The following is a 24529-nucleotide window of genomic DNA, read 5'->3' as shown; positions in this document are numbered from 1 at the left end:
AGCCACATTAGCCTCACAATTTCACTTTTTGACATCCATAATAATATTACTATGGATATTTAATACTATCTTTATAATGTCAGAAAAAACAACAAAATGAGACTGCTGTTATCACTGTTAATTTTATTAATAGTAAATGTTATGTCTGCTCAAGAGGAGTCAGGTTTTAGGTTATTTAAGGAAATGTTTATAAAAGGATCTGCTAAGACTATTGGAAATAATATCGTGAGTTTAGATTCTAAAGAACCCTATAATAAGGTGGGGTATCATGCTGAAAAAAATGACCGACTTTCAATGGTGTATGTTGATATCGATGAGGATCCAAATACGTTTAGCTCTAGTACCGCTATGTTAATTTCTCCAAAAAATTATACTAGAGTAGCTTATGCAGGATTGTTTTGGTCTGCAGTATATGAATATGAGGAAGGCAAGATTAAAAAAGTAAGGGGAGATTATGAGTATATTGTTCAAGAAGAAAGACAAGAAGATTTTAATACAATATTATTCAAGGGACCTAGTAATAACTATAATAGCATTTTAGGAACTGTTTTAGAAGATCATAAAGATAGTATAGGGCGACCTTATTTATGTTACGCAGATGTAACAAAAGTTTTAAATTCGAATTCAGAAATCTCAGGGAATTATACCGTTGCTAATATGAGAGCAACTCAAGGACACGTTTTAGGTGGGAGTTCTGGGGGTTGGTTATTATATGTTGTTTTTGAAAACCCTGCTGATCCTCTGCAAAAATTTATGCTTTATAATGGTTTTCGATCTGTTGAAAAAGAATCATATAGTATTGAATTTTCAGGTTTTAATCCATCGAAAAGTGAAATTAGAAAAGCGAATTTATCATTAGGGGTATTAGAGGGAGATGAAAGATTGAAAACAGACATGCTTTCTATTTCTTCTTCCATAGCTACCGTACCTAAAGAATTGAGTTCTAAAGAGAGATTAAGAAACAACTTTTTTAATAGTACCATTTCTAATAATGGTGATATTTCTATGGATCGAATTCCTAATAGCATTAATACACTGGGGTTAGATATTGCTTCTTTTGACCTTGAAGACAATCAGTTAATTACGTCATCTACAGAAAGTGTAAGATTAGATTTTGAAACTGTGCGAGATAAGTTTTTAATTTTCTTTTTAGGATTTCAGATAGAAGTAGCCACTAAAGATGCTTTAGTAAATAATGAGGTGAGTATAGTAAAAGATACAATAGCTTCTCTTGGTATTGGAGTGGATAAAATAGAAGTCCGTGAGACCCTACAAATTTCAAATCTAGAAAAGGGATATTACTTGATAACTAATATTTTTTCTAATTCCGATTTAGCTAATAACTGGAAGGATTTTTTAAGAGAAAAAGGTTATAACCCCATGTCTTTTATTAATCCTAAAAATGACTGGGAGTATGTTTATGTGGTAAAGGGTGATGAAATTAGCGATTGCTATGAGTACTATATGGAGTTGAAAGGTAAGAAAGATTTTGAAGAGGTATGGGTATTGGAGTTAATAAATTAATGACTTTATTATTCGATTTTGAAAGTCAAAACAACTGTAATTAATGCTTATTTTTTTTTTAAAAAAAGTATTAACAAACCGCTATAAACCTTCTAAAATCATTTTTATATCTGCACGTTGGTAAGGTGTGTTTTTTTCTAATGGCACTTCTATAAAGCCATACTTATGATATAAATAAATAGCATTCTCAAGTTTTCTGTTGGAATAGAGGAGTACTTCTTTAAAGTTTTTCTCTTTAGCAAAGTTAATACTGAATTTTAATAATTGCTGACCTATTTTTTTACCTTGAAACGCTGCAGAAACTGCCATTTTAGTAAGTTCATATACTCCGTCTTTAATCTTCATAAAGGCAAAACAACCAACTATTGTTTCCTCAATTTTAGCAAAAAATATATAGCCGCCTGTATCAATTATATTTTTCTTGCAATTAGCAAGTACTTCTTTATCATGTGGTTCAACAACAAAAAATTTCTCTAGCCAAGCAACATTTAAGGCTTTAAATTGAGGAGCATAAGCTTCCTCAAATGGAATAATATCAATATTCATTTATTTTCTAATAAAATCGGATACTAAATAGGCTATAGATTTGCCTACTTTCATTTTTTCAACTTCATTATCTAAATTTGGAGCACCTTCACAAATGTGTAGATAAGAAATGTTTTTAGATTTTTTACATTTAAAAATCATCTCTCTAACAGTGTTTATAGACAATCCAGAGCTTGTAATTGCACTACTTGGCATCCCTTCAATAGCATCTAAATCTATTTCAAGTCCAAATTTATCAGCTTTAACAAAATCAATAGCTTCTTTTATTTCAAAGTCGAAACCTCTTTCTTTACGCACATACAACTCCTCAAATGTGTTGTATTTAATTCGAAGTTCTTTTTCTAAAAGCTTAAATATTTTTTTTGAAGTATAATTTTCATGAAGTCCAAAAATGAAATAATTTTCAAGAAATCCTTCATGAAATGCGTAAGAAAATCCATTTCCGCTATGTCTCCCTTCTCTTTTTCTAAAATCGGTATGAGCATCAACATTCAAGCTATTTATAGACTTTCCTATAGCCAAAGAAGTGCCTTTTATAATTCCGTAGGCATTATTATGTCCGCCACCAATAACAATTGGTTTCTTACCGCTAGCAACAATTTTATGGATGATGTTGGTAACTTCAACATCTATAAGAGCTGTTATATTACGAGCTTCTTCAATTTGATTCTCTCCTTTAAGCGCATCGATTTTTTTTAATTCAGCAGAAAAATCTAAGTGGCCTAAAAGTAATATTTTATTCCCTTTAGTATGTTGATTATGCTGAATGTTTAAGATATAAGGGAGAGCTGTTTCCCAGGCATTTCGCGCTCCAGGTTTTCCATGGTTCCCAATAACACCAATATCTTCTTGGATCCCTAACAAAACATATTTTGCATCAGAATCTAAAAGTTGTGCCTCTAAGGAGTCACCTTGATGAAGCAAACCGATGTGTTCTCCAAGTTTTTCCTCTCCTTTTCTAGTGGAGAGGTATGGAGTTACCTTTTTAAGATCATAAATAACCAAATTTTCGGTCATAAAATTATTTTTATTGAATGATTATCTCTTTAAAGTACCTATAAATTAGATATATGTAAATGTTAAAAAAAAAGTGATAGAATGCAATAAAATAGCTATAAATGATCTATTTTTAATTTTTATTCGTATATACATTTGTGAAGCGATTTAAAAAAAAGAATACTTAAATTGCTAAACCAAATTTTTTAAAAAACAACTTATGACAGAAACAAAATCTAATAATGGTTTAAAAGTTATAGCGGGACTACTAGCTGCAGCTTTAATTGGGACTCTTATTTATACTGCAAACTTATACAACAGCAAGAAAGAGACCAACGAGAAATTAAATAAAGAGAAGAATCTTGTTATTGAAGATTTAAATAATTTAAAATCTGATTACGATAGAGCGATTTCTGAAAGTGAATCTGCAAATGCAGAACTTGTAGAAGCTCGTAATAAAATTGCTACTTATATAGACTCTGTAAGTCAGATGAAAGCAGATATAAGTACTCTTTCTCGTTACAGAAGACAAGTACAACAATTAACTAAAGAAAGAGAGTTTTTATTAGTTCAAAACGATTCGTTAAGAGCTTCGAATACGTTGTTGGCTATGCAAAGAGACAGTACAAATACTGCTTTACAACAACAATCTATGTTTACAGATTCTTTAATTATGCAAAACACACAACTTTCTAAAGTTGTACAAACAGGAGCATCTTTAGGATTGGCAAAATTTTCTGCTGAAGCTGTAAAAGAGCGTAATAGTGGTAAAATTGTATCTGTAAATAACAATAGAAGAGCAGATAAATTGAAAATTTGCTATACAGTAGGAGCAAATAAAATTACGAAGCCTGGAGCTAAGCAATTTTATATTCAAGTTACAGATCCTTCTGGAAATATAATGGGAGAACGTGCTGTAGCTGCTAAAGAAGCAGACGAAATTAACGAAGCAGCAAGTATTACATACAGTAAAGCATCTAGCTTTTATTATGAAAATACAGTTTTAGATGTATGTGATTTCATTAATAAAGAAGGAGACGACTTTGCAGAAGGAAAGTATGGCGTTATTGTATACGATCAAAACTTAAAAGAACTGGGTTCTACGGAATTCGAATTAAAATAAGCTGACGATATTAAGTCGATAGCATATAATACTCAACTAACCAATTAATTAGAAAAAGCATCGGGAAATCCTGATGCTTTTTTTATGATAATTGCACAATAATTTCAGCGACAATCTCTTCGGGGGTGTCGCCAATATCTACAGTTATAGCTTCTTTTGGAGGCTGTAGTGTATCAAATTGCGACTTTAGTAAAGAAATAGGAAGAAAATGATCGGTTCTATTAGCGAGTCGCTCTTCTATAAGTTTAAAATCGCCCAATAGATATACGAACTCTATATTTTTATGGAGGTCATTTCTTAGAATCTTCCGGTAGGAGCTTTTTAAAGCAGAACAAGCAATAATGCAGCTAGTGCCAGATTTTATTTTCTGAATGCAAAACTCATTTATTTTCTGTAGCCACCCAAGTCGATCGACATCATTTAGTGGAATTCCTGCCGACATTTTTTTAATATTTGACGCAGGATGAAAATCATCACCATCAAAAAAGGAAATATTAGTTTCTTTAGAAAGTAATTTCCCAATAGTTGTTTTTCCAGATCCTGATACGCCCATAATAATTATGGCTTTTGCTTTTTGTAACATAGGTAGAATTGTATATCATAAATATATAATTTTATTTGTAGTGAGTGATTTTGACCATCGTAAAAAGTGAAAAAACCAAATGTTTAGATGGTCTAGAAAAAGTAGTTTTATAAAATGGAAAAATCTAAAGCACTTCCCTTTGTAATATTAATCGGAATTCTTGGCGTTGTTTTGTTTTCTGCGAAAGCAGTGATGGTAAAATTGGCATATCAATATAATGTAAGCCCTGTAAATCTGCTTATGTTTAGAATGCTATTTGCACTTCCTTTTTATATTTTGGTACTTCTTTTTACTAAAAAATCAACAGTAAAGCATACCAAGAAAGATTATCTATGGTTGGTTTTCTTTGGGTTTATAGGTTATTATTTAGCCAGTTATTTTGATTTTTTAGGACTTCAATATATAAAAGCTAGCTTGGAGCGTATTATCTTATTTATATATCCTACAATTGTATTGATATTATCTCGAATATTTTTGAAGCGACCAATAACAAAGATTCAGTTAATAGCAATTTTAATTAGTTATTTAGGGATTCTTGTAGCTTTTTGGGATGAAGTAGCACTCGATGGAACAGAATTTTTAATGGGAGCAGGGTTTATATTTTTAAGCGCATTGACATACGCGTCTTATTTAACGGGCAGCGATTGGTTAATTCCAAAATTTGGAGTAGTACGTTTTACATCATACGCAATTATTATTTCTTGCTTGAGTGTAGTAATTCACTACGCGCTAACAGAGCACACATCCTTGCTAGGATATCATCAAAATGTATATTGGTTAGCCATATTAATGGCTATATTTTCAACCGTAATTCCTTCTTACTTAGTTTCCTATTGTATAAAAGAGATAGGGGCATCAAATTTTGCAATCATTGCAGGTTTAGGACCTATTTCTACTATAATCTTGGCGTCTATTTTCTTAGGGGAAAGTTTAACATTGCTTCAGTTTGGAGGGACGATTTTGGTTATTGTAGGAATAGTTCTAGTGTCTTTAAATAAATCAACTTACAAAAAATCAGGTTCTTAACAATTTTCAGTTAAAGCTTGTTAATTACTTTACTCGTAGAGGGTTTCATTTTAACGCGCGAAACATTATATTAGCAACGAAACCCTCTCTAATATTTTTATGTCGGAAGAAACTACTAAGTATACAGAAGATAATATACGTTCCCTAGACTGGAAGGAACATATTCGTATGCGTCCTGGAATGTATATTGGTAAATTGGGTGACGGTTCCTCAGCAGACGATGGTATCTATATCCTGATAAAAGAAGTGCTCGATAACTGTATCGATGAATTTGTTATGGGCGCGGGTAAAACTATCGAAGTATCCATTCAAGGAAATAAAGTAATAGTCCGCGATTACGGTCGTGGAATTCCACTTGGGAAAGTGGTAGATGTTGTTTCTAAAATGAATACTGGAGGTAAGTATGATTCTCGAGCTTTTAAAAAATCAGTTGGTTTAAATGGAGTTGGTACAAAAGCCGTTAATGCACTTTCACATTATTTTAGAGTAGAATCCAATCGTGATAATAAGTCTAGAGCCGCAGAGTTTGAACAAGGGAATCTTGTAAATGAAGAGGAATTAGACGAAACTAGTAGACGTAGAGGAACAAAAGTATCTTTTATTCCTGATGATACCATTTTTAAAAACTATAAATTCAGAAATGAATATATAGAGAAAATGGTAAGAAACTATGTGTATCTTAATCCAGGACTTACCATTATTTTTAATGGAGAAAAGTTTTATTCAGAAAATGGATTAAAAGATTTATTAGAGGATACCAACAATGTGGAAGATATGTTATATCCTATCATACACTTACGTGGCCATGATATAGAGATAGCAATTACCCATAGTAGAACTCAGTATAGCGAAGAATATCATTCTTTTGTAAACGGACAAAATACAACGCAAGGGGGAACGCATTTAGCAGCTTTTCGAGAGGCGATTGTAAAAACAATACGTGATTTCTACGGAAAAAACTACGATTCTTCAGATGTTAGAAAATCTGTAATCGCAGCCGTTTCTATTAAGGTAATGGAACCTGTTTTTGAGAGTCAGACAAAAACAAAGTTAGGTTCTACAGATATGGGAGGAGATCTACCGACCGTAAGAACTTATATTAATGATTTTGTAGGAACGCAACTTGATAATTTTCTTCATAAGAATCCAGAGGTCGCTGATAAAATTCAACGTAAAATTCTTGCAGCGGAACGTGAGCGTAAAGAACTTTCTGGAATTAGAAAATTAGCAAAAGATAGAGCAAAAAAAGCGAGCTTACATAATAAGAAACTTCGTGATTGCCGTGTTCATTTAGGAGATACTAAAAATCAACGATCGCTAGAAACAACCCTTTTTATTACGGAGGGAGACTCTGCATCTGGATCTATTACAAAATCTAGAGATGTAAATACACAGGCAGTATTCAGTTTACGAGGAAAGCCCTTAAATACTTACGGGATGTCTAAGAAGATTGTGTACGAAAATGAAGAATTTAATTTATTACAAGCAGCTTTAAATATAGAAGAGTCTATGGAAGACCTTCGTTATAATAATATTGTAATTGCAACCGATGCCGATGTAGATGGGATGCATATTAGATTGTTATTAATAACATTTTTCTTACAGTTTTTCCCAGAATTAATAAAAGAAGGACATCTTTATATTCTTCAGACACCATTATTTAGAGTGCGTAATAAAAAAGATACGTATTATTGTTATAGTGAAGAGGAGCGTAAAGAAGCCATTGAAAAATTAAGCGGAAAGCCAGAAATTACTCGATTTAAAGGTTTAGGTGAGATTTCTCCAGATGAGTTTCAGCACTTTATTGGAGATGATATTCGTTTAGATCCAGTAATGCTTGATAAAGCTACTTCAATAGAAAGTTTATTAGAATTTTACATGGGGAAAAATACTCCTGATCGTCAAAAATTTATTATCAATAACCTTCGAGTAGAACTTGATGTTATAGAAGAATAATAAATAGATTTTGGAGCAGCGTTTTCCTAAAAATATAAAAAGAATATCACAAAAGCGATTAAATACCCTACTAGCCTTTTATGGAAGAGAATACAGAATTAAATCCGGAAGATAATAACAGTCAAGAAACCATTACGCGTGTTGGTGGTATGTACAAAGACTGGTTTCTGGATTATGCTTCGTATGTAATTTTAGAACGTGCTGTGCCAGCTATTGAAGATGGATTTAAGCCTGTACAGCGTAGAATTATGCATTCTTTAAAAGAATTAGACGATGGACGCTACAATAAAGTGGCAAATATCGTTGGGCATACCATGCAGTATCACCCACACGGAGATGCAAGTATTGCAGATGCTATGGTGCAAATTGGTCAGAAAGACCTTTTAATAGATACGCAAGGAAACTGGGGGAATATATTAACAGGAGATAGCGCTGCTGCCTCTCGTTATATAGAAGCTAGGATTTCTAAATTCGGAATGGAAGTTGTTTACAGTCCCAAAATTACCGACTGGCAGCTTAGTTACGATGGTAGAAAAAAAGAACCTATTAATCTTCCTGTAAAGTTCCCTTTACTATTAGCGCAAGGGGCAGAGGGGATTGCTGTTGGTCTTTCTACAAAAGTTTTACCACATAATTTTGTGGAACTTATAGAGGGTTCTATAAAGCACTTAAAAGGAAAAAAATTCACTTTATATCCAGACTTTCCTACTGCAGGAATTATGGATGTTTCCAATTATAACGACGGACTTAGGGGTGGGAAAATCCGAGTACGAGCAAAAATATCTCAGTACGATAAAAATACCCTTGTAATTAGTGAGATTCCTTATGGAACGAATACTTCTAGCTTAATAGATTCTATTCTGAAAGCAAATGATAAGGGGAAAATAAAAATAAAAAAGATTGAAGATAATACGGCTGCTGATGTTGAGATTTTAGTGCATCTGCCACCGGGAATATCTCCAGATAAAACTATAGATGCTTTATATGCATTTACAGCATGTGAGAGTTCTATTTCTCCTTTAGCATGTGTAATTGAAGATAATAAACCGTTATTTATCGGGGTAACCGAAATGCTTAGGCGTTCTACGGATAAAACTCTTCAGTTACTTAAACAAGAGCTCGAAATTCAACTTCATGAGTTAGAAGAGCAGTGGCACTTTGCTTCTTTAGAGCGTATCTTTATTGAAAAGAGAATCTATCGTGATATTGAAGAAGAGGAAACTTGGGAAGGGGTTATAAAAGCAATTGATAAAGGTTTACAACCACATATTAAGCACCTTAAAAGAGCTATTACAGAAGAAGATATTGTTCGACTTACTGAAATTCGTATTAAGAGAATTTCGAAGTTTGATATAGATAAAGCTCAACAGAAAATAGATGCTTTAGAAGCGGATATCGCTCAAGTAAAACATCATTTGGAGCATCTTGTAGATTTTGCAATTGATTATTTTACAAAACTTAAAACAACATACGGTAAAGGAAGAGAACGAAAAACGGAGATTCGTATTTTTGATGATATTGAAGCTTCTAAAGTAGTTATTCGTAATACAAAACTCTATGTAAATCGTAAAGAAGGATTTATAGGAACTTCCTTAAAGAAAGATGAGTATGTAGGAGATTGTAGTGATATTGACGATATAATTGTATTTACTGCTACAGGTAAAATGATGGTTACAAAAGTGGATACAAAAACCTTTATAGGAAAAGATATTATTCACGCAGCTGTATTTAAGAAAAAAGATAAACGTACCATTTATAACCTTATTTATAAAGATGGAAAAGGTGGTGCGACTTACGTAAAACGATTCTTTGTGGCTAGTATCACTAGAGATAAAGAATACGATCTTACTAATGGAAAACCAGGATCTTTTGTTCATTATTTTTCAGCTAATCCAAATGGAGAAGCAGAGGTAGTGACTGTCTTTTTACGACAAGTAGGAAGTATCAAAAAGCTTAAATGGGATTTAGATTTTTCAGGAATAAATATTAAAGGAAGGACTTCTAAGGGGAATATCGTTAGTAAATATGCTGTAAAACGTATAGAACTAAAAGAAAAAGGAGTTTCTACTCTAAAACCTAGAAAGATTTGGTTTGATGACACAGTGCAACGTCTCAATGTAGATGGAAGAGGAGAATTACTAGGAGCTTTTAAAGGGGAAGATCGTTTGCTTATTATTAATCAGGATGGAGTAGCAAAAACGGTAGTTCCTGAGTTAACGATGCATTTTGAAAATAATATGATTGTTTTAGAGAAATGGAATCCTGAAAAGCCTATTTCTGCAATTTATTATAATGGAGAAAAGGAACTGTATTATGTAAAACGTTTTTTAATCGAAACAGAAGGAAAAGAAGAATCTTTTATTCCTGAAGATTCAAATTCTAGATTAGAGATTGTCTCAACAGATTGGCGACCGCTAGCAGATATAGAGTTTACAAAAGAGCGTGGTAAAGACAGAAAGCCAAATTTGGAAGTTGATGTTGAAGAGTTTATTTCTATTAAAGGAATTAATGCTATTGGAAACCAATTGACCAAAGAGAAAGTAAATCAGATTAGTTTGCTAGAACCGTTGCCTTTTGAAGAGCCTGAGGAGGAAAATCCTATAGATATGGATGCATTAGACAATGAAAATGAAGATTCAAAAGCAAAGGATGATGATGGACCAACGCTATTTGATGTTGAATAAATTAGGCTGTTAGTTTTTAAGGCTTAATTATTAGATGCTTCTAATAGTAGTTTTAAGTGAATGTTTTTTTATTAGGGCACTGATATTTAGCATCGTGTAAGTGGTGGCGAAAGCCGAAATTTATATTTCCTGACGCAACTAACTAATAAGCTATACGTCTATTAAGAAAAGCAGCTATGAGAAAAGTGTTTTTATTAATTCTATTAGGAATATTAGTTTCAAGTTGCTCAAATGACGATGATAATAGTATTGATTGTTCCCTTTATGATCCTGCATTTCCTGAATTATATATAAAGCTGGTGGATGATAAAGGTAGAAATCTAATCGATGTAGGTGCAGTAGATCCTGATGATATTACTGTCGATGCTGACTTTTCATATCCAAATTTTAGATACAATCCACCTGATGAATATGCTGAACCAGATGCGTCAATTAGAAAGTATGACAATACCCTTCTTCTGTTAATACCCAGAGAGTCAAAATTTGAGTATACCATTAATATCAATGAAACATCTTCTTTTGTTTTGAATTTCAAAGCAGAATTAACTGAAATTCCTTGTGGATTGTCATATTATATACCTACAGACGTTACTTTTAAAAATAAAAAGCTAGAATTAGAAAAAGAAGAATCTGATATTAGATTTTTAACGGTAGTCGAGTTAACAGTTTCGCTTTAGGGAGACTCAGTTTATTTTTTCGTTTAATTATTTTTTTACTTATCAAAAAAGTGTCTTAACTTTTCACTGTAATTATAAAAATAAAGGATGAGTAATTATTTTAAAAAATATCCAGATAGCGAAGGCTTTTTTGAAGGCTATGGAGGGGCGTTTATTCCACCTTCATTAGAAGTGGAAATGAAAAAGATTACAGATGCATACCACACAATAAGTAAATCGCACAATTTTATTCAAGAGTTACGTAGTATTCGTAAACATTACCAAGGACGTCCAACACCTGTTTATTATTGTTCTCGTTTATCAGAGAAATATGGAGGTCGTATATACTTAAAGCGTGAAGACTTAAATCACACAGGAGCGCATAAGCTTAACCACTGTATGGGAGAAGCTTTGTTAGCAAAACACTTAGGAAAAAAGAAGCTAATTGCAGAGACTGGAGCGGGGCAGCATGGAGTTGCTTTAGCTACTGCTGCAGCTTATTTTGGTTTGGAATGTGAAATACATATGGGAGAGATTGATATTAAAAAGCAATACCCAAATGTAGTAAGGATGAAAATACTTGGAGCAGAAGTGGTCTCAGTAACACATGGTTTAAAAACATTAAAAGAGGCTGTAGATTCCGCTTTTGAAGCATATCTTAAAGATCCTGAAAATACTATTTATTGTATAGGTTCTGTAGTTGGACCACACCCTTTTCCAATGATGGTTAGAGATTTTCAACGCGTTGTAGGAATCGAAGCTCGAGAGCAATTTATGGATATGACAGGAGAATTACCAGATAACGTGGTGGCTTGTGTTGGAGGAGGAAGTAATGCTATGGGAATATTCTCAGCATTCTTGGATGATGAAGAGTGTAAACTATATGGAGTAGAACCTGGAGGCCGCTCCTTAGAGTTAGGAGAACATGCAGCAACTATGACTTTTGGTACACCTGCTGTAATCCACGGTTTTAAATGCTATACATTACAAGATGAAAATGGAGAGCCAGCACCAGTTTATTCTGTGGCAAGTGGACTCGATTATCCTGGAGTTGGACCAGAGCATAGTATGCTTAAAGACATGAACTCTGCTACGTATGATATTATAAATGACGAAGAGGCTATTGAAGCTTTTTATGAATTGAGTCGTTTAGAAGGAATTATTCCTGCATTAGAAAGTTCTCATGCCGTAGCCTATGCAATAAAGCTAGCTAAAGAGCAACCTCAAAAATCCATTTTGGTTAATTTAAGTGGTAGAGGAGATAAAGATATTGATTATGTTGTAGACACTTATGGACTGCCTAAATAAGGCTATTTGATTAGATTATAAAATTATAGAAATTGAAAACAAGAGGAACCATAGTACGGTTCCTCTTGTTTTTTTATAATAGTTGGTTTTATTGTTCATTTTTTTAATGAAATTTCTTCATTACTGATCTCTTCTCCATTTAAGGTGTAAGTTTTCTATTTATAAAATTGCTCTTTAATCATTGTAATAGTTATTTCATAATGATTATAAATTCCGAAAAAAGATCTTATTTATTAAGAGTATTTACTATATTTCACTGAAAATAAAAGATACTTAAGATGAGTGAAAAAGATAAAAAGGTTTGGCATAGGGTTCTTATTAATAAGAAAGAATTGCAAGAAGGAAGAGTGGCAACAGTTGTTGCTGGCAATAAAACCTTGTGTTTGACTCACTTTGAAGGAAAAATATCGGCTTTAGATAATAAGTGTCCGCATCAAGGTGGACCTTTAGGTGAGGGAAGTATTGAAAAAGGATGGCTTAGGTGTCCTTGGCATGGTTGGGATTACCATCCGTGTACGGGGAATTCTCCAGGAGGTTTTGATGATGGAGTTGATACTTTTGAAGTTGAAGAGAAAGAGGATGGAATATATGTAGGTTTAGAAAAAGAACCACCTCATGAAACTACAATTACAGACGTAATGGTAGAAACGATGGTAAACTGGGGAGTAACAAGTGTTTTTGGAATGGTAGGGCATTCTAATCTCGGTTTGGCAGATGCTATGCGTAGAAAAGAAGAAAAGGGATTATTAAAATTTTATGGAATTCGCCACGAAGGGGCAGCTTCTTTTGCCGCTTCGGCATATGGTAAGCTCACGGGGAAACCCGCTGCATGTTTCGCTATTGCGGGACCTGGAGCTACAAATTTATACACTGGACTGTGGGATGCTAAAGTGGATCGAGCTCCAATATTGGCATTAACCGGTCAAGTGGCAAGTCAAGTTGTTGGAACAGGAAATTTTCAAGAGTTAGATTTGGTGCAAGCTTTCAGTTCTGTGGCAGATTTTAACCATCGCGTTCTTCATAATAGTAAACACTCAGAATTAATTTCATTAGCAGTAAAGAATTCAATTTTAAAGAGAGAGGTGTCACATCTTACATTCCCGGATGATGTACAGACCCTAAAAGCTAGTGATAGTTTAAAAGCGCAAACTCCTAAAAACAGAATAACACCGCTACAGATAACACCTCCGAAAGAGAGCTTAGACAAAGCATTGAAATTAATGGAAGCTGCAGAGCGACCAACTATTATAGTGGGACATGGAGCACGTTTTCATATGGATAAGGTGATTGCTTTAGCCGAGAAATTAAACTGTCCTGTTTTAACTACTTTTAAAGGTAAAGGATTGATTTCAGATTTCCATCCGTTGGGTTGTGGTGTGCTTGGTAGAAGTGGTACTCCAATCGCTTCTTATTTTATGAACGAATCAGATTTATTGCTTGTTATAGGAGCTTCATTTTCTAACCATACAGGAATTACTCCAAAAATTCCTACCATACAAATAGATTTTGATCCACTAGCTTTAAGTAAATTTCATGAAGTGGAGGCAGCTGTTTGGGGAGAAATTTCCGTAACAGTAGATCTTTTAAGAGATAAGATAGAAGCCTTAGCTAATAAAGTTAATAGAAAAGAAGAAATAGCAGAGCGCTGGGGAATATGGAGAGCCGAGAAGCAAAAAAGACTTCTAGAGTCTCGAGGCATGGGATTAAGTGCTGTTTCTGTTTTTGATCAGCTAACAAAGCAAGCTCCAGAAAATGCAGTTATGACCGTTGATGTTGGAAATAATGCATATTCTTTTGGGCGCTATTTTGAAACGAAAAAGCAGTCCTTTTTAATGTCAGGATATTTAGGATCTATAGGTTTTGCTCTTCCAGCTTCAATGGGTGCATTTGCAGCTGTTGAAAACACACGTCCGATTGTTGCAGTTGCTGGAGACGGTGGCTTATGTCAGTATTTATCAGAAATTACAACGTTGGTAAAGTATGATATGCCCGTAAAATTAATTGTTATTAATAATAATGAATTAGGGAAAATTTCCAAAGAGCAACGTGCAGGTAGTTTTGATGTTTGGAAGACTGATCTTGTAAATCCCGATTTTGCTGAATTTGCAAGAAGTTGTGGGGCATGGGGGAAAAGAATAACGGAAGAAACAGAATTAACTGAGGCGATGTCTGAATTGTTTGCCCAGAAAGGGCCGGCAGTATTAGAGGTTTGCTCTGATGTAGGATTGATCTAGCATCTTATTTAATAAGTATATATAAAATGGCTTTTTAGTTCACTACAAAAGGGTAAGTTCTTTTCATCTTACCCTTTTGTAGATTTTAAGAAGTTTTCCCCTATTTAGTTTTTTAATAATCTCTCTTGTTTGAATTATCTATGAATTACTTCAATAAAATATGATAATTCATTTAAGAATATAACAATGCTATTATTTTACGGATAGGCATTTAATTTTTTTAAACATAAATAAGTATCTTTAGTGTAGTTAGTTAGGAAAGAATCTATCATAATTACAGAATAGTATGAAGTTAATACGCTATTTTTTTTCTATTATCTTTTGTTGTACATTTTTTCAGTCATGTTCATTGCTAAGAATCGAGAGTGCACAAGAGCCACTGTCTAAACGTCAATTAAACTCTAGATTGATGACTCAGAGTTTTATTGCAGATGCATCTGAACGGGTAGAATGGGCCGCAGATAGTATTATTTATGAGGAGTCTAATTTTGAAATTCAGAAAAATGCTTATCAATGGAAATTAAATACACTAACATCATATAGAGAAGTAGGATTTCAAACAATGCCACAATTAGCACTTATTGATAGTTGGGCTTTGAGTTTAGTGATTCAGAATTTTTTAGAATCCGATAAAGCGAAACCTCTATTTGGAAAATGGCAGTATTATGCTCTTAGTGTAGCTAGAAACAATAGCCTTATTGCAGAAAGAAATGCACATAGTTTATTAGATGGTAAAGAATTTGATAGTTTAAAAGAACTGGTTACGCAATATGCTGAAGAAAACCCTGTTTATGGACTTAATTTTAAGCATAAATCTATTAGAGATGCATATTTAGATTCAAAAAATATCCCAGACAGTACTGCTATACAAACTGTAGGAACGCTCTCCGAGGTGATGACAAATTTTTCTAATAGATTGGTATATACTTCAGAATCTACAGGAAAGCAACTAAATTGGAGTACGGAGTTATTATTACGAGAGCAGGGGTTAGATTCCGCACGTATTCAGCAGGTTTTTAATAGTATGAATGGGAGCTTAGATCGCCTAGTTACAACAGCAGAAACGACTCCAGAAATGATCGATCAATCTGTAAAAGATTTTAGGGCAGACATGCAAGTTTTATTTCTTGGATTGCACAGGGATATTGAGAGTTCTAAAGAGTTTTTTAAGGAAGAACGCATTGCGATAGACACAATTATAGAGCGAGAGCGCATAGCAATAGATAGTATTATTTTGAGGGAGCGTAAAGCATTAAGTATTGAAACAAAGGATATTGCAAAAGAGATCATAAACGATACAATGACTCATTTTAAAGATATATTAAATGATGTCTTGTTTTATTTTGTTTTGTTTTTTATTGTGATATTATTTTTACCTTTTGGTTTAGGATTTTTAGCAGGTAAGATTCTTCAAAAAAATCAATCTAAAGACGAAGATGAGTCTTGATTCTTTGAATTATTTCTGTAAGTAAAATCTTAATAATTAAGCTAAAGATTGTATCTTTCGAGAGTAGAAGATAACAATAAGTCTACACTAAAAACCATTAAAATCTAATTTGGTACTAATGAAACTACAAGTAGCAGCCTTGGTGCTCTTATCAATTATAGGATGTAAGCAAAAGGAAGAAAAGGAAAATACTCAAAAATCAGTAAATATTGAAAGTAGCGTAGCTATGGAAAGTGAAAAAACATTCTTTTATGTTGGCACATATACGGATGGAGCCAGTGAAGGAATCTATAAATACTCCTTAGGGGCAGACGGGAAATTAGCTAAAGATAAACTTGTAGCGAAAACAGAAAGTCCTTCCTTTTTAACTTTTTCAGAAGATAAAAAATATTTATTAGCGGTAAATGAATTAACAGAAGGAACAGTTTCTTCGTTTAAAATATCACAAGATTCATTACAGTTTTTAAATAAGAAACCTTCTGGGGGGATGCATCCTTGTTTTGTAGTAAGTAATGAAGAGGGATTTGTGCTTACAGCGAATTATTCGAGTGGAAATTTAGGATTATTGAAGCTGAAAGAAGATGGGAATCTTACGGATTTGTTAGACACACATCAACATAAGGGAAAAGGTGCTCATGAAAGGCAAGATGGTCCACATGCACATTCTGTATGGTTAGAGCCAACTCAAAACGATATAATAGAAGTAGATTTAGGAACGAATGAGTTATGGTTTTCTGAAATTGACGCTGCTTTAAAAAAAATCAAACCTAAATCTGTACCTAATTTAGCTTTTGAAGATGGGACTGGACCTAGACATATGGCATTTAATCCAAATGGAAAATGGGCTTATGTATATGGAGAATTAAATAATACAATTACAGTTCTTTCAATCGGTGAAAAAGGAAATTATAAAGTAGAAAATACATATTCTACTCTTCCAGAAGATTTTGAAGGAGAAAATACAGGAGCAGATATTCATATTTCTTCCGATGGAAAGTTTTTATATGCTTCAAATCGCGGGCATAATTCTATAGTTATTTATAAAGTAAATGAAGATGGGTCTTTAAATACTATTGGTTATGAATCTGTTCGTGGTGATGGGCCTCGTAATTTTTCTTTATCTCCAGATGGCAGCTACCTTTTAGTGGCCAATCAATACACAGATAATATAATATCATTTAAGAGAGATACCAATACAGGGCTGTTAACTTTTGTTGATGAAATAGAAGCACCATCTCCTGTATGTATCTTATTTTAAAGATAGATTTTACATACACCTAATAAGCTTCAAGAGTATTCTTGGAGCTTTTTTAGTATTAATATAAAACAAATCAGCCTACCAAAAGAGGTAGGCTGAACAAACAACAAATCACGGCGGTACTATTTAAGCGAATTATAAAATGCTTATTTGTGGAAAATCATGGTGCTATCTATTGCTTTATAGGCTGTTTCGTCTGCTTTTCTATAAGTAACTTCTACATCATTCCAGTCAGATGCCCATCCTTTTATAACATTGTTTAAATACAGTATTTCTAATTTATGTAATCCCTTTTTTAAAGCGATTGTTCCCTCTAATGGAAATCTTTTTAAGGTATATTCTGGGTCTATTATTAAAGAATCAGCTATTCTTACTTTTTCCTGCTTACTAGCAAAATAGTAAACTCCATCTTCAGGAATGTTTATATATCCATCTATAAAGGCAGCTTTAAATTGAGTGGTGTCTATTTCTTTCCCCCAATCGTAAGTAACATTAGCATCTTTTATATTTTTTATGACTTTTTCATTGCTTGGAGTTCCAGTAACATCAGATGCATCTGTAAAATGACCTTTTATAGTTTTTAGTGTTAATCCTGGCTTTAATCCATCAACTGGTGCAGGTTCTTTATAATTTACTTTTTTCACTTGTAATTTTCTTACAGTACTAACTTTTCCTGTAGGAAGTACTGAAGCGATGTTAATTTCAGTATCAGTAGTAAAAGAAAGTGGACTTTTATATACATCACTATTTTCAGAAGGAGTACTTCCATCTAATGTATACACCATTTTTATAGGATGCGTAGTGTTAAAATCTAGTGTAACACTGTCAGTAAAAGCGATATTATTAGCCGTAGGCCCTTCAGGTAAAGGGATGTGGTAATTTATATTATAATAATCTAGAATAGGATAGAGCTTATCTAAACGAGTTAAGAAATCTTCGAAATTCTTGGTTTTTTCTCCACTCCATGTAAGTTCTGCTATGGCTATTATTCTTGGATATGCATAGTACTCAATATCTTTGCCTTCATATGCATACTCTGTCCAATGGTTTCCTTGCATTCCAAGAATGTGCTTTTCATTACCTTCTTTTATAGCTTCAGGAATGGGGTTATAGTTATAAGCTTTCTCTAGCGGAATGTATCCGCCATGTGCCATTGGCTCCACACGGTAATCTCCTTGGTGAAAATTAAGATATGAGTAGCTCGTAGGAGTCATTATTACATCATGACCTGCATTTGCCGCTTTAATTCCTCCTTCTTCTCCTTGCCAAGACATAATATTGGTAGTTGGGGTAATTCCTCCTTCTAAGATTTCATCCCAACCAATCATTTTTTTATCATGCTGTTGTAGTATTTTTTCAACTCGGGCAATAAAATAGCTTTGCAATTCAGCTTCGTCTGTAAGATTATTTTCTTTCATTCCTTGCTGGCATAAATCGCATGATTCCCATCTTTCTTTTGGAGCTTCATCACCACCAACATGGTAATATTCATATGGAAATAGAGGAATTATTTCATTAAAAACATCTTCTATAAAGGCAAATACATTTTCTTTTCCAGCACAGAAAATATTGTAGTCAATTCCCCATAATTCTCTTGGAGTATAAGTTACGTCATCATTACAAGCAAATTCAGGATAGGCAGATAGAGCGGCAACAGCGTGGCCAGGGGTTTCAATTTCTGGTATTACATCAATATAACGCTCTTGAGCATAGGCTACAACATCTTTTATTTGATCTTGAGTGTAAAATTCTTTGTGGTCTGAAGTTCCATCAATTCTCACTCCTTTTTCTGTAAGCTCTGGGTATTTTTTTATTTCAATACGCCAACCTTGGTCATCTGTTAAATGCCAATGGAACTTATTAATTTTAAATAGAGCTAATACGTCTAATTGCTTTTTTATTTCTTCTACGGAAAAGAAATGACGAGATACATCTAAGTGAATTCCTCTCCATGAAAATGTAGGTTCATCTACAACTTCTATAGCAGGAATAGATGCAGCAGTGATAGTGTTTTTATCTTCTGAAGAAACTAAAGGTACTAATTGAAGCAGTGATTGCATTCCATAAAACAACCCACGATTCGTTTTAGCTTCAATAGTAATATCACTTTTCGTAATAACTAACTTATAGCCTTCAATATTATCCGTTAATGCATCATTAATAGATAATTTGATTGTATTTTGTTCTTTTTCTTTGTCAGAAACTAAAATATCGATTCCTGTATATCCTTTTAATTTATCAGCAAAAAAGGAGGCAATAGCTTTTGTTTTTTCATCTGAATATAAAAAAGTAGTTTCATTAGAAATAACAAATGAACCTTCCTTCTTAATTAACTCTTGGGGTTTTGGTGTGATATAACTATTGGTATTTATTGCCTGTTGCGAATCAGAATTTTTACAGCTTACGCATGCAAACAGGAAGATGAGGAGATACTTTAGATTCATAATTTTAGAGTTTATGCTTGAATATTCTGACTTGCAATATATTTAACAAGTCTATCGATTGGTTTTCTTACAAATGTGCTTGCTCTATACCCTTTTTCATTTAATTGTTTTGTAATAATATCTTGGGCATAAAATGCTATAGATCCTACAAAATGGATAGGGTGTTGTTGTAATTCCTCATGATAATGAGTAAGGTAAGTTTTTATAAAGCTTGCAATAGTATAGTTTAAAATGTTTTGAATATAAGGATCGTTTTTATGTGTAAAAGCAAAACGAGCAAAAGAAGCTAGGTATTTATTTGGATTCTGATTGTGGTATAGCTGCTGAAAAACTTGATTCATATCGGTATTATGAGCTTTTTCAAAAGCAGTAACCAAGTGTTGTGGCATTAGTTTATGATAATAGCCACGAAGTAATTCTTTACCTATGAAGTTACCACTTCCTTCGTCTGAAAGTACGTAACCTAGTGATGGTATTTTTTGAATGATATTAGATCCGTCGTAATAACAGCAATTAGAACCAGTTCCTAAAATACAGATTACTCCAGCTTTTTTAGTAGTTGCATGTATCGCAGCAACAACATCTTCTTTTATACTGATATGAGATGCGTTTTCGAACATGTTTTCGAGAAGGAGCTTCATTTTTTGATCAGCACTTTTAGTTCCACAACCAGCGCCATAGAAATGAATCTGAGAGACGAGCGTTTTGTATGGTTCTAAATCTTTGTTATTGTGAATAATGGATATGATTGCTTTATCCGACAATGCCATTGGATTGATACCCTCTGTTTGTGAAGAAAGTAATTGTTCTCCATTTTTATCAGCAAGTATCCAATCACATTTTGTCGAACCGCTATCAGCAACTAAAATCATAGTATTTTGTATTTTTAATTAGGGAAAAATTGAAATTTCAAGATAATCATTTTTTGTTAAAATTTTGTCGTTAGTTTGAATAGCTCCTCATGAAGAAAGGAGCTATTCTTTAAACTAACTCACAAGCTAACTAACTATAACTATTAAAAATGATATCTCTTAAAAGCTTCTATGGCTTCATATTCTGCTAACCCTAAATTGTCGTATAAAACAGCGGTATTTCTATTTCTCTCTTGGGCTCTTACCCAGAATTCTCGAGCATCTTCTCCTTGAAACATAACGCGATCTTTTTGTGATTGATGAAAGAGAATTGCATTAATTTTCTTGCTCATTTCATCAGGACTCAACGGAACTGCCATTTCAATATCTGCAATATCCCATTCATGCCAAGCTCCACGATATAACCACACCCAGCAATCGTCCATAAAAGGTTGATTTTTTATAAGCTCAAGTGTTTCAAATATCGCATCTAAACATAATTTATGCGTTCCGTGAGGATCTGCAAGGTCTCCTGCAGCATATATTTGATGAGGCTTAATACTTGTAATTAGATCTGAAATTATTTGAATATCTTCACTACCAATTGGGTTCTTTTTTACTTTTCCAGTTTCATAGAAAGGCAAGTCTAAAAAGTGTACTTTAGAATCATCTAAACCAACATAACGAGTAGCGCCATAAGACTCCATTCTTCTGATTAATCCTTTTAAGCTTCTTGTCTCTAAACTATCTTCATAGGCAGTAGTTTTAGAGTTTAAAAAGGATATTATCTTATCGAAATTATTTGCCCCTTTAGAAATATCAATGTTTTTAGCTACTTCAGCAAATTTTAGAGCTTCTTCATCTGTAACAGCAATATTTCCTGATGTTTGGTAAGCAACATGAACTTCATGTCCTTGGTCTATTAATCTAGAAAATGTACCTCCCATAGAAATAACATCGTCATCTGGATGCGGACTGAAAATTATAATTCTCTTTTTGGCAGGTGTAGAACGCTCAGGTCTATTTTTATCATCTGCATTTGGTTTTCCTCCTGGCCAACCAGTAATGGTACGTTGTATTTTATTAAAGATTTTAATATTCAAATTATATGCAGAACCCTCAATAGTTAATAGTCCAGACATACCATGTTCATTATAATCTTTATCGGTAAGTTTTAAAATTGGTTTTTTTAATTCTTCGCTCAACCAAGTAACAGCTTTCACTTTTAAATCTTCATTCCATATACATTGTGTAACAATCCATGGCGTTTTAATACGAGTAAGATCCGATGCTGCTTCTGCATCTAAAATCATAGTAACATTGTCGTGATTTTGAAGAAATGTTGCTGGGATTGTAGAAGTAACTTGTCCTTCAATAGTTTCTTTTACAATGGAAGATTTTTTATGCCCCCAAGCAAGCATAATAATACGTTTCGCTTTCATAATGGTACTTACACCCATTGTGATTGCTTTTTTAGGAACATTTTCAATTCCGTTAAAATCGGAAGCGGCATCTCGTCTTGTTACATGGTCTAAAGTAATTATTCTTGTACCAGAGTTTTTATGAGATCCAGGTTCGTTAAAACCAATGTGACCAGTTCTTCCAATTCCTAATAATTGAAAATCTAATCCTCCTAATTGTTTTATTTTAAGATCGTAATCTATACAATACTGATCTAATTCTTCTGAAGTAACTTCTCCGGAAGGAATATTTACATTCTCAGGATTTATGTCAACATGATCAAATAGATATTGATGCATGAAGTAATAGTAGCTTTGGCGATTTTCAGGTTCCATTGGGTAATATTCATCTAAGTTGAATGTAATTACATTATGAAAACTGAGCTCCCCATTTTTATGAAGGTTAACTAACTCCTCATATACTTTAATAGGCGAAGAACCTGTTGCGAGGCCAAGAACGCAAGGCTTACCTTGTTGCTGTTTTTCTTTGATAAGATCAGCGATTTCGTGAGCTACCAGGACCGAAGCATAGTTAGAGTCTTCAAAGATTTCGTTGTGAATCTTCTCGAATTTGGTATCTTCAAACTTACCAACCTGTTTGTATTTAATTTCTTGTATCATTTTATAATAGCCTTTTATTTTCTTCTTCCTCGTTCTATTTTTTCCCCGTTAGATAGGGTAGTGATCGGTGTTAATGATCGTGTGTTTAATCTCTGTTCAATTAGAAACTTATGTGTAATCTTGCGTGGGATTACTATTTCTAAAATTTTATTTTTAAAAGATAGGCTCAGCTAAGAGCCTATCTTTATATTAGTTTTAATGCTTAGATAATCTTTAAAGATTATTAGCACCAGTATCCCACCATAAACGAGTTCCACCATTGTCTGCTCCTTTTAATAAAGAAGTAGCTTGGTCTACGTTTTCTCCATTGGTGTTTTTCTCTGTGTCTACAAAGTTTATTCTTCGGATTTGAACATCTGTATCAATAGTTCCACCGCTGTTATTAATTACAACAGGGAATATTTTAGGATATCCAGTACGACGAAATTCACTCCATGCTTCTTGCCCATCAGGGAACATAGCAATCCATTTCTGAGTAATAATTTGCTCTAATTGCGCTTCTTTTGAAGCAGACGCATCGTAAGCTATTTTAACATCAGAAGAATAGGAAATATTATTAGCAGCATTTACAGCATCTACATAATCTGCAGGAGTACTAGTAGCATCAGCAATATATTCTTCAACTCCAGTAGCGCCGTGTTGAGCAAAAGAAGCTCTGATTCCACTTTCATAATTTGCTTGTGCATCTCCAGCTCCAGCCCACCCTCTTAAGGCAGCTTCAGCTTTTAAGAAATATACTTCTGCAGTTGTCATCCAATCTTTAGAAGTAAGATCTCCTAAATAAGAACCTAGTCTAGAGTGATCTCCATAATCAGACTTAGCTTCAATAGCAACACCCATTCTAATTCCTTTATAATCTCCAGAAACATTATTTCCTAGCGCAGGTTGGAAGTAGCTTTGTAAGCGTCCGTCGTTAAAACCTTTAAGTATAGATTCCATTTCTGCAGACATACGGATATCTCCCCATCCATCACTAATAGTAAATAGCGGATGTACAAACCCTTGCATATCTACGGCCATGTTTTCAGACTCTAATAAACCAGCATCACTAGAAAGAGATTTTTCTCCTTCTGTTTGCGCTAATGCAGGTTCTACATTAGAGATTCTGATTGCTAGACGTAAGCGTAATGAATTAGCAAAAGTTCTCCATTTTGCGATATCACCTCCAAATTCTGATAAATCGAAAGCAGCAAATTGAGGTTCTCCTTCATAAGCTTTTAATTGGTCGATAGCATTTCCTAAATCATTAAAGAAAGCAGTATAAGCCTCTTTTTGGGAATCGTATTCTCCAGTAGTTGCATAATCGTTATACTTAGAGTAGCGAATAGGACCAAAAACATCAGAGATACGGTGCATAGCCATTACTTTGATGATATCTGATAACGAAGAAAACATTTTGCTTCCTTCATCTCCAGCTAACTCTACTTGCTCATCGATACCTCTAGCGTATGGCATCACACCATTTCCGCCATTTGCATCATAGGCATCTGTCCAGATAAACTGGTTCCACCCACTAACTAAACTATAGGTTTGGTTGTTTATATTTCCTGCGAATGGAGTAGGAGAGGTCATATATCCTGAGAACACATCTGAATTTAGATTGTGTTGTAGTTGGTAATTCCAAGCTGGTTCCACACGGATAACGTTCGCAAACATTGGAGGGAATTTAGCTCCAATATTATTAAAGCGTTGTTGTAAGCTCTCATCGGAAATTCCGTGAGGATCTGTGTTTATATCTGCAAAGTCTTCGGTACAATTAGTAAGACCTAAAGCCAAAACAGAAGCGAGTGTATATGTTATTAGTTTTTTCAT

The 24529-nt window shown here is 33.6% G+C and carries 17 protein-coding genes; 10 read left to right on the top strand and 7 right to left on the bottom strand.

The features are described from left to right. The first annotated feature begins 141 nt into the window (after positions 1-141). Positions 142-1524 carry a hypothetical protein gene (locus tag JM658_RS08145; protein ID WP_236958761.1) on the top strand — a complete coding sequence of 461 codons (1383 nt, stop codon included), beginning with the start codon at positions 142-144 and terminating at the stop codon, positions 1522-1524. A gap of 81 nt (positions 1525-1605) precedes the next feature. Here JM658_RS08145 and JM658_RS08140 read toward each other — a convergent pair whose 3' ends face one another. Continuing rightward, on the bottom strand, positions 1606-2070 hold the full coding sequence (locus JM658_RS08140; protein ID WP_236958760.1) for a GNAT family N-acetyltransferase: 465 nt from the start codon (positions 2068-2070) through the stop codon (positions 1606-1608). Continuing rightward, a complete protein-coding gene (locus JM658_RS08135; protein ID WP_236958759.1) occupies positions 2071-3087 on the bottom strand; it encodes a formimidoylglutamase in 1017 nt (338 codons plus the stop codon). A 199-nt stretch (positions 3088-3286) separates the two neighbouring features. On the opposite strand from JM658_RS08135, the gene JM658_RS08130 reads away from it, so the two are divergent. After that, entirely contained in the window at positions 3287-4189 is a 903-nt protein-coding gene (locus JM658_RS08130; RefSeq protein WP_236958758.1) for a hypothetical protein, read from the top strand. A gap of 82 nt (positions 4190-4271) precedes the next feature. Here JM658_RS08130 and JM658_RS08125 read toward each other — a convergent pair whose 3' ends face one another. Further along, the gene (locus JM658_RS08125; protein ID WP_236958757.1) at positions 4272-4772 is read right to left on the bottom strand and encodes a gluconokinase; all 501 of its coding nucleotides are present in this window, start codon (positions 4770-4772) and stop codon (positions 4272-4274) included. Between the two features lie 114 nt (positions 4773-4886). Here JM658_RS08125 and JM658_RS08120 point away from each other — a divergent pair, with 114 nt between their 5' ends. The 8 genes from JM658_RS08120 to JM658_RS08085 all read left to right on the top strand — a co-directional run bounded on the left by JM658_RS08120 (position 4887) and on the right by JM658_RS08085 (position 17341). Further along, complete coding sequence (locus JM658_RS08120; RefSeq protein WP_236958756.1) at positions 4887-5798, top strand: DMT family transporter; 912 nt, start codon at positions 4887-4889, stop codon at positions 5796-5798. A 99-nt stretch (positions 5799-5897) separates the two neighbouring features. After that, entirely contained in the window at positions 5898-7754 is a 1857-nt protein-coding gene (locus JM658_RS08115) for a DNA topoisomerase IV subunit B (RefSeq protein WP_236958755.1), read from the top strand. Positions 7755-7834: 80 nt separating this feature from the next. Continuing rightward, positions 7835-10438, top strand: a complete 2604-nt coding sequence (locus tag JM658_RS08110) for a DNA gyrase/topoisomerase IV subunit A (protein ID WP_236958754.1) — start codon at positions 7835-7837, stop codon at positions 10436-10438. A 176-nt stretch (positions 10439-10614) separates the two neighbouring features. After that, on the top strand, positions 10615-11115 hold the full coding sequence (locus JM658_RS08105) for a hypothetical protein (protein WP_236958753.1): 501 nt from the start codon (positions 10615-10617) through the stop codon (positions 11113-11115). 87 nt (positions 11116-11202) lie between these two features. Beyond that, positions 11203-12402: a tryptophan synthase subunit beta gene (trpB, locus tag JM658_RS08100; RefSeq protein ID WP_236958752.1), complete on the top strand. Its 1200-nt coding sequence runs from the start codon at positions 11203-11205 to the stop codon at positions 12400-12402. Positions 12403-12680: 278 nt separating this feature from the next. Then, positions 12681-14636: a thiamine pyrophosphate-dependent enzyme gene (locus tag JM658_RS08095; RefSeq protein WP_236958751.1), complete on the top strand. Its 1956-nt coding sequence runs from the start codon at positions 12681-12683 to the stop codon at positions 14634-14636. A 409-nt stretch (positions 14637-15045) separates the two neighbouring features. After that, the gene (locus JM658_RS08090; RefSeq protein ID WP_236958750.1) at positions 15046-16083 is read left to right on the top strand and encodes a hypothetical protein; all 1038 of its coding nucleotides are present in this window, start codon (positions 15046-15048) and stop codon (positions 16081-16083) included. Positions 16084-16201: 118 nt separating this feature from the next. Beyond that, positions 16202-17341 (top strand): lactonase family protein, encoded by a 1140-nt coding sequence (locus tag JM658_RS08085; protein WP_236958749.1) that lies wholly within the window; start codon positions 16202-16204, stop codon positions 17339-17341. A gap of 146 nt (positions 17342-17487) precedes the next feature. Here the strand turns inward: JM658_RS08085 and JM658_RS08080 are convergent, their stop codons facing one another. The 4 genes from JM658_RS08080 to JM658_RS08065 all read right to left on the bottom strand — a co-directional run bounded on the left by JM658_RS08080 (position 17488) and on the right by JM658_RS08065 (position 24529). Beyond that, complete coding sequence (locus tag JM658_RS08080; RefSeq protein WP_236958748.1) at positions 17488-19785, bottom strand: family 20 glycosylhydrolase; 2298 nt, start codon at positions 19783-19785, stop codon at positions 17488-17490. Between the two features lie 11 nt (positions 19786-19796). Next, positions 19797-20657 carry a BadF/BadG/BcrA/BcrD ATPase family protein gene (locus tag JM658_RS08075; RefSeq protein WP_236958747.1) on the bottom strand — a complete coding sequence of 287 codons (861 nt, stop codon included), beginning with the start codon at positions 20655-20657 and terminating at the stop codon, positions 19797-19799. A gap of 143 nt (positions 20658-20800) precedes the next feature. After that, complete coding sequence (gene nagB / locus JM658_RS08070) at positions 20801-22717, bottom strand: glucosamine-6-phosphate deaminase (protein ID WP_236958746.1); 1917 nt, start codon at positions 22715-22717, stop codon at positions 20801-20803. 213 nt (positions 22718-22930) lie between these two features. After that, entirely contained in the window at positions 22931-24529 is a 1599-nt protein-coding gene (locus tag JM658_RS08065) for a RagB/SusD family nutrient uptake outer membrane protein (protein ID WP_236958745.1), read from the bottom strand.

The organism is Joostella atrarenae (assembly GCF_021764745.1).
In the GTDB taxonomy this organism is placed as follows: Bacteria; Bacteroidota; Bacteroidia; order Flavobacteriales; family Flavobacteriaceae; genus Galbibacter; species Galbibacter atrarenae.
This window is presented reverse-complemented; position numbering and strand designations above follow the sequence as displayed.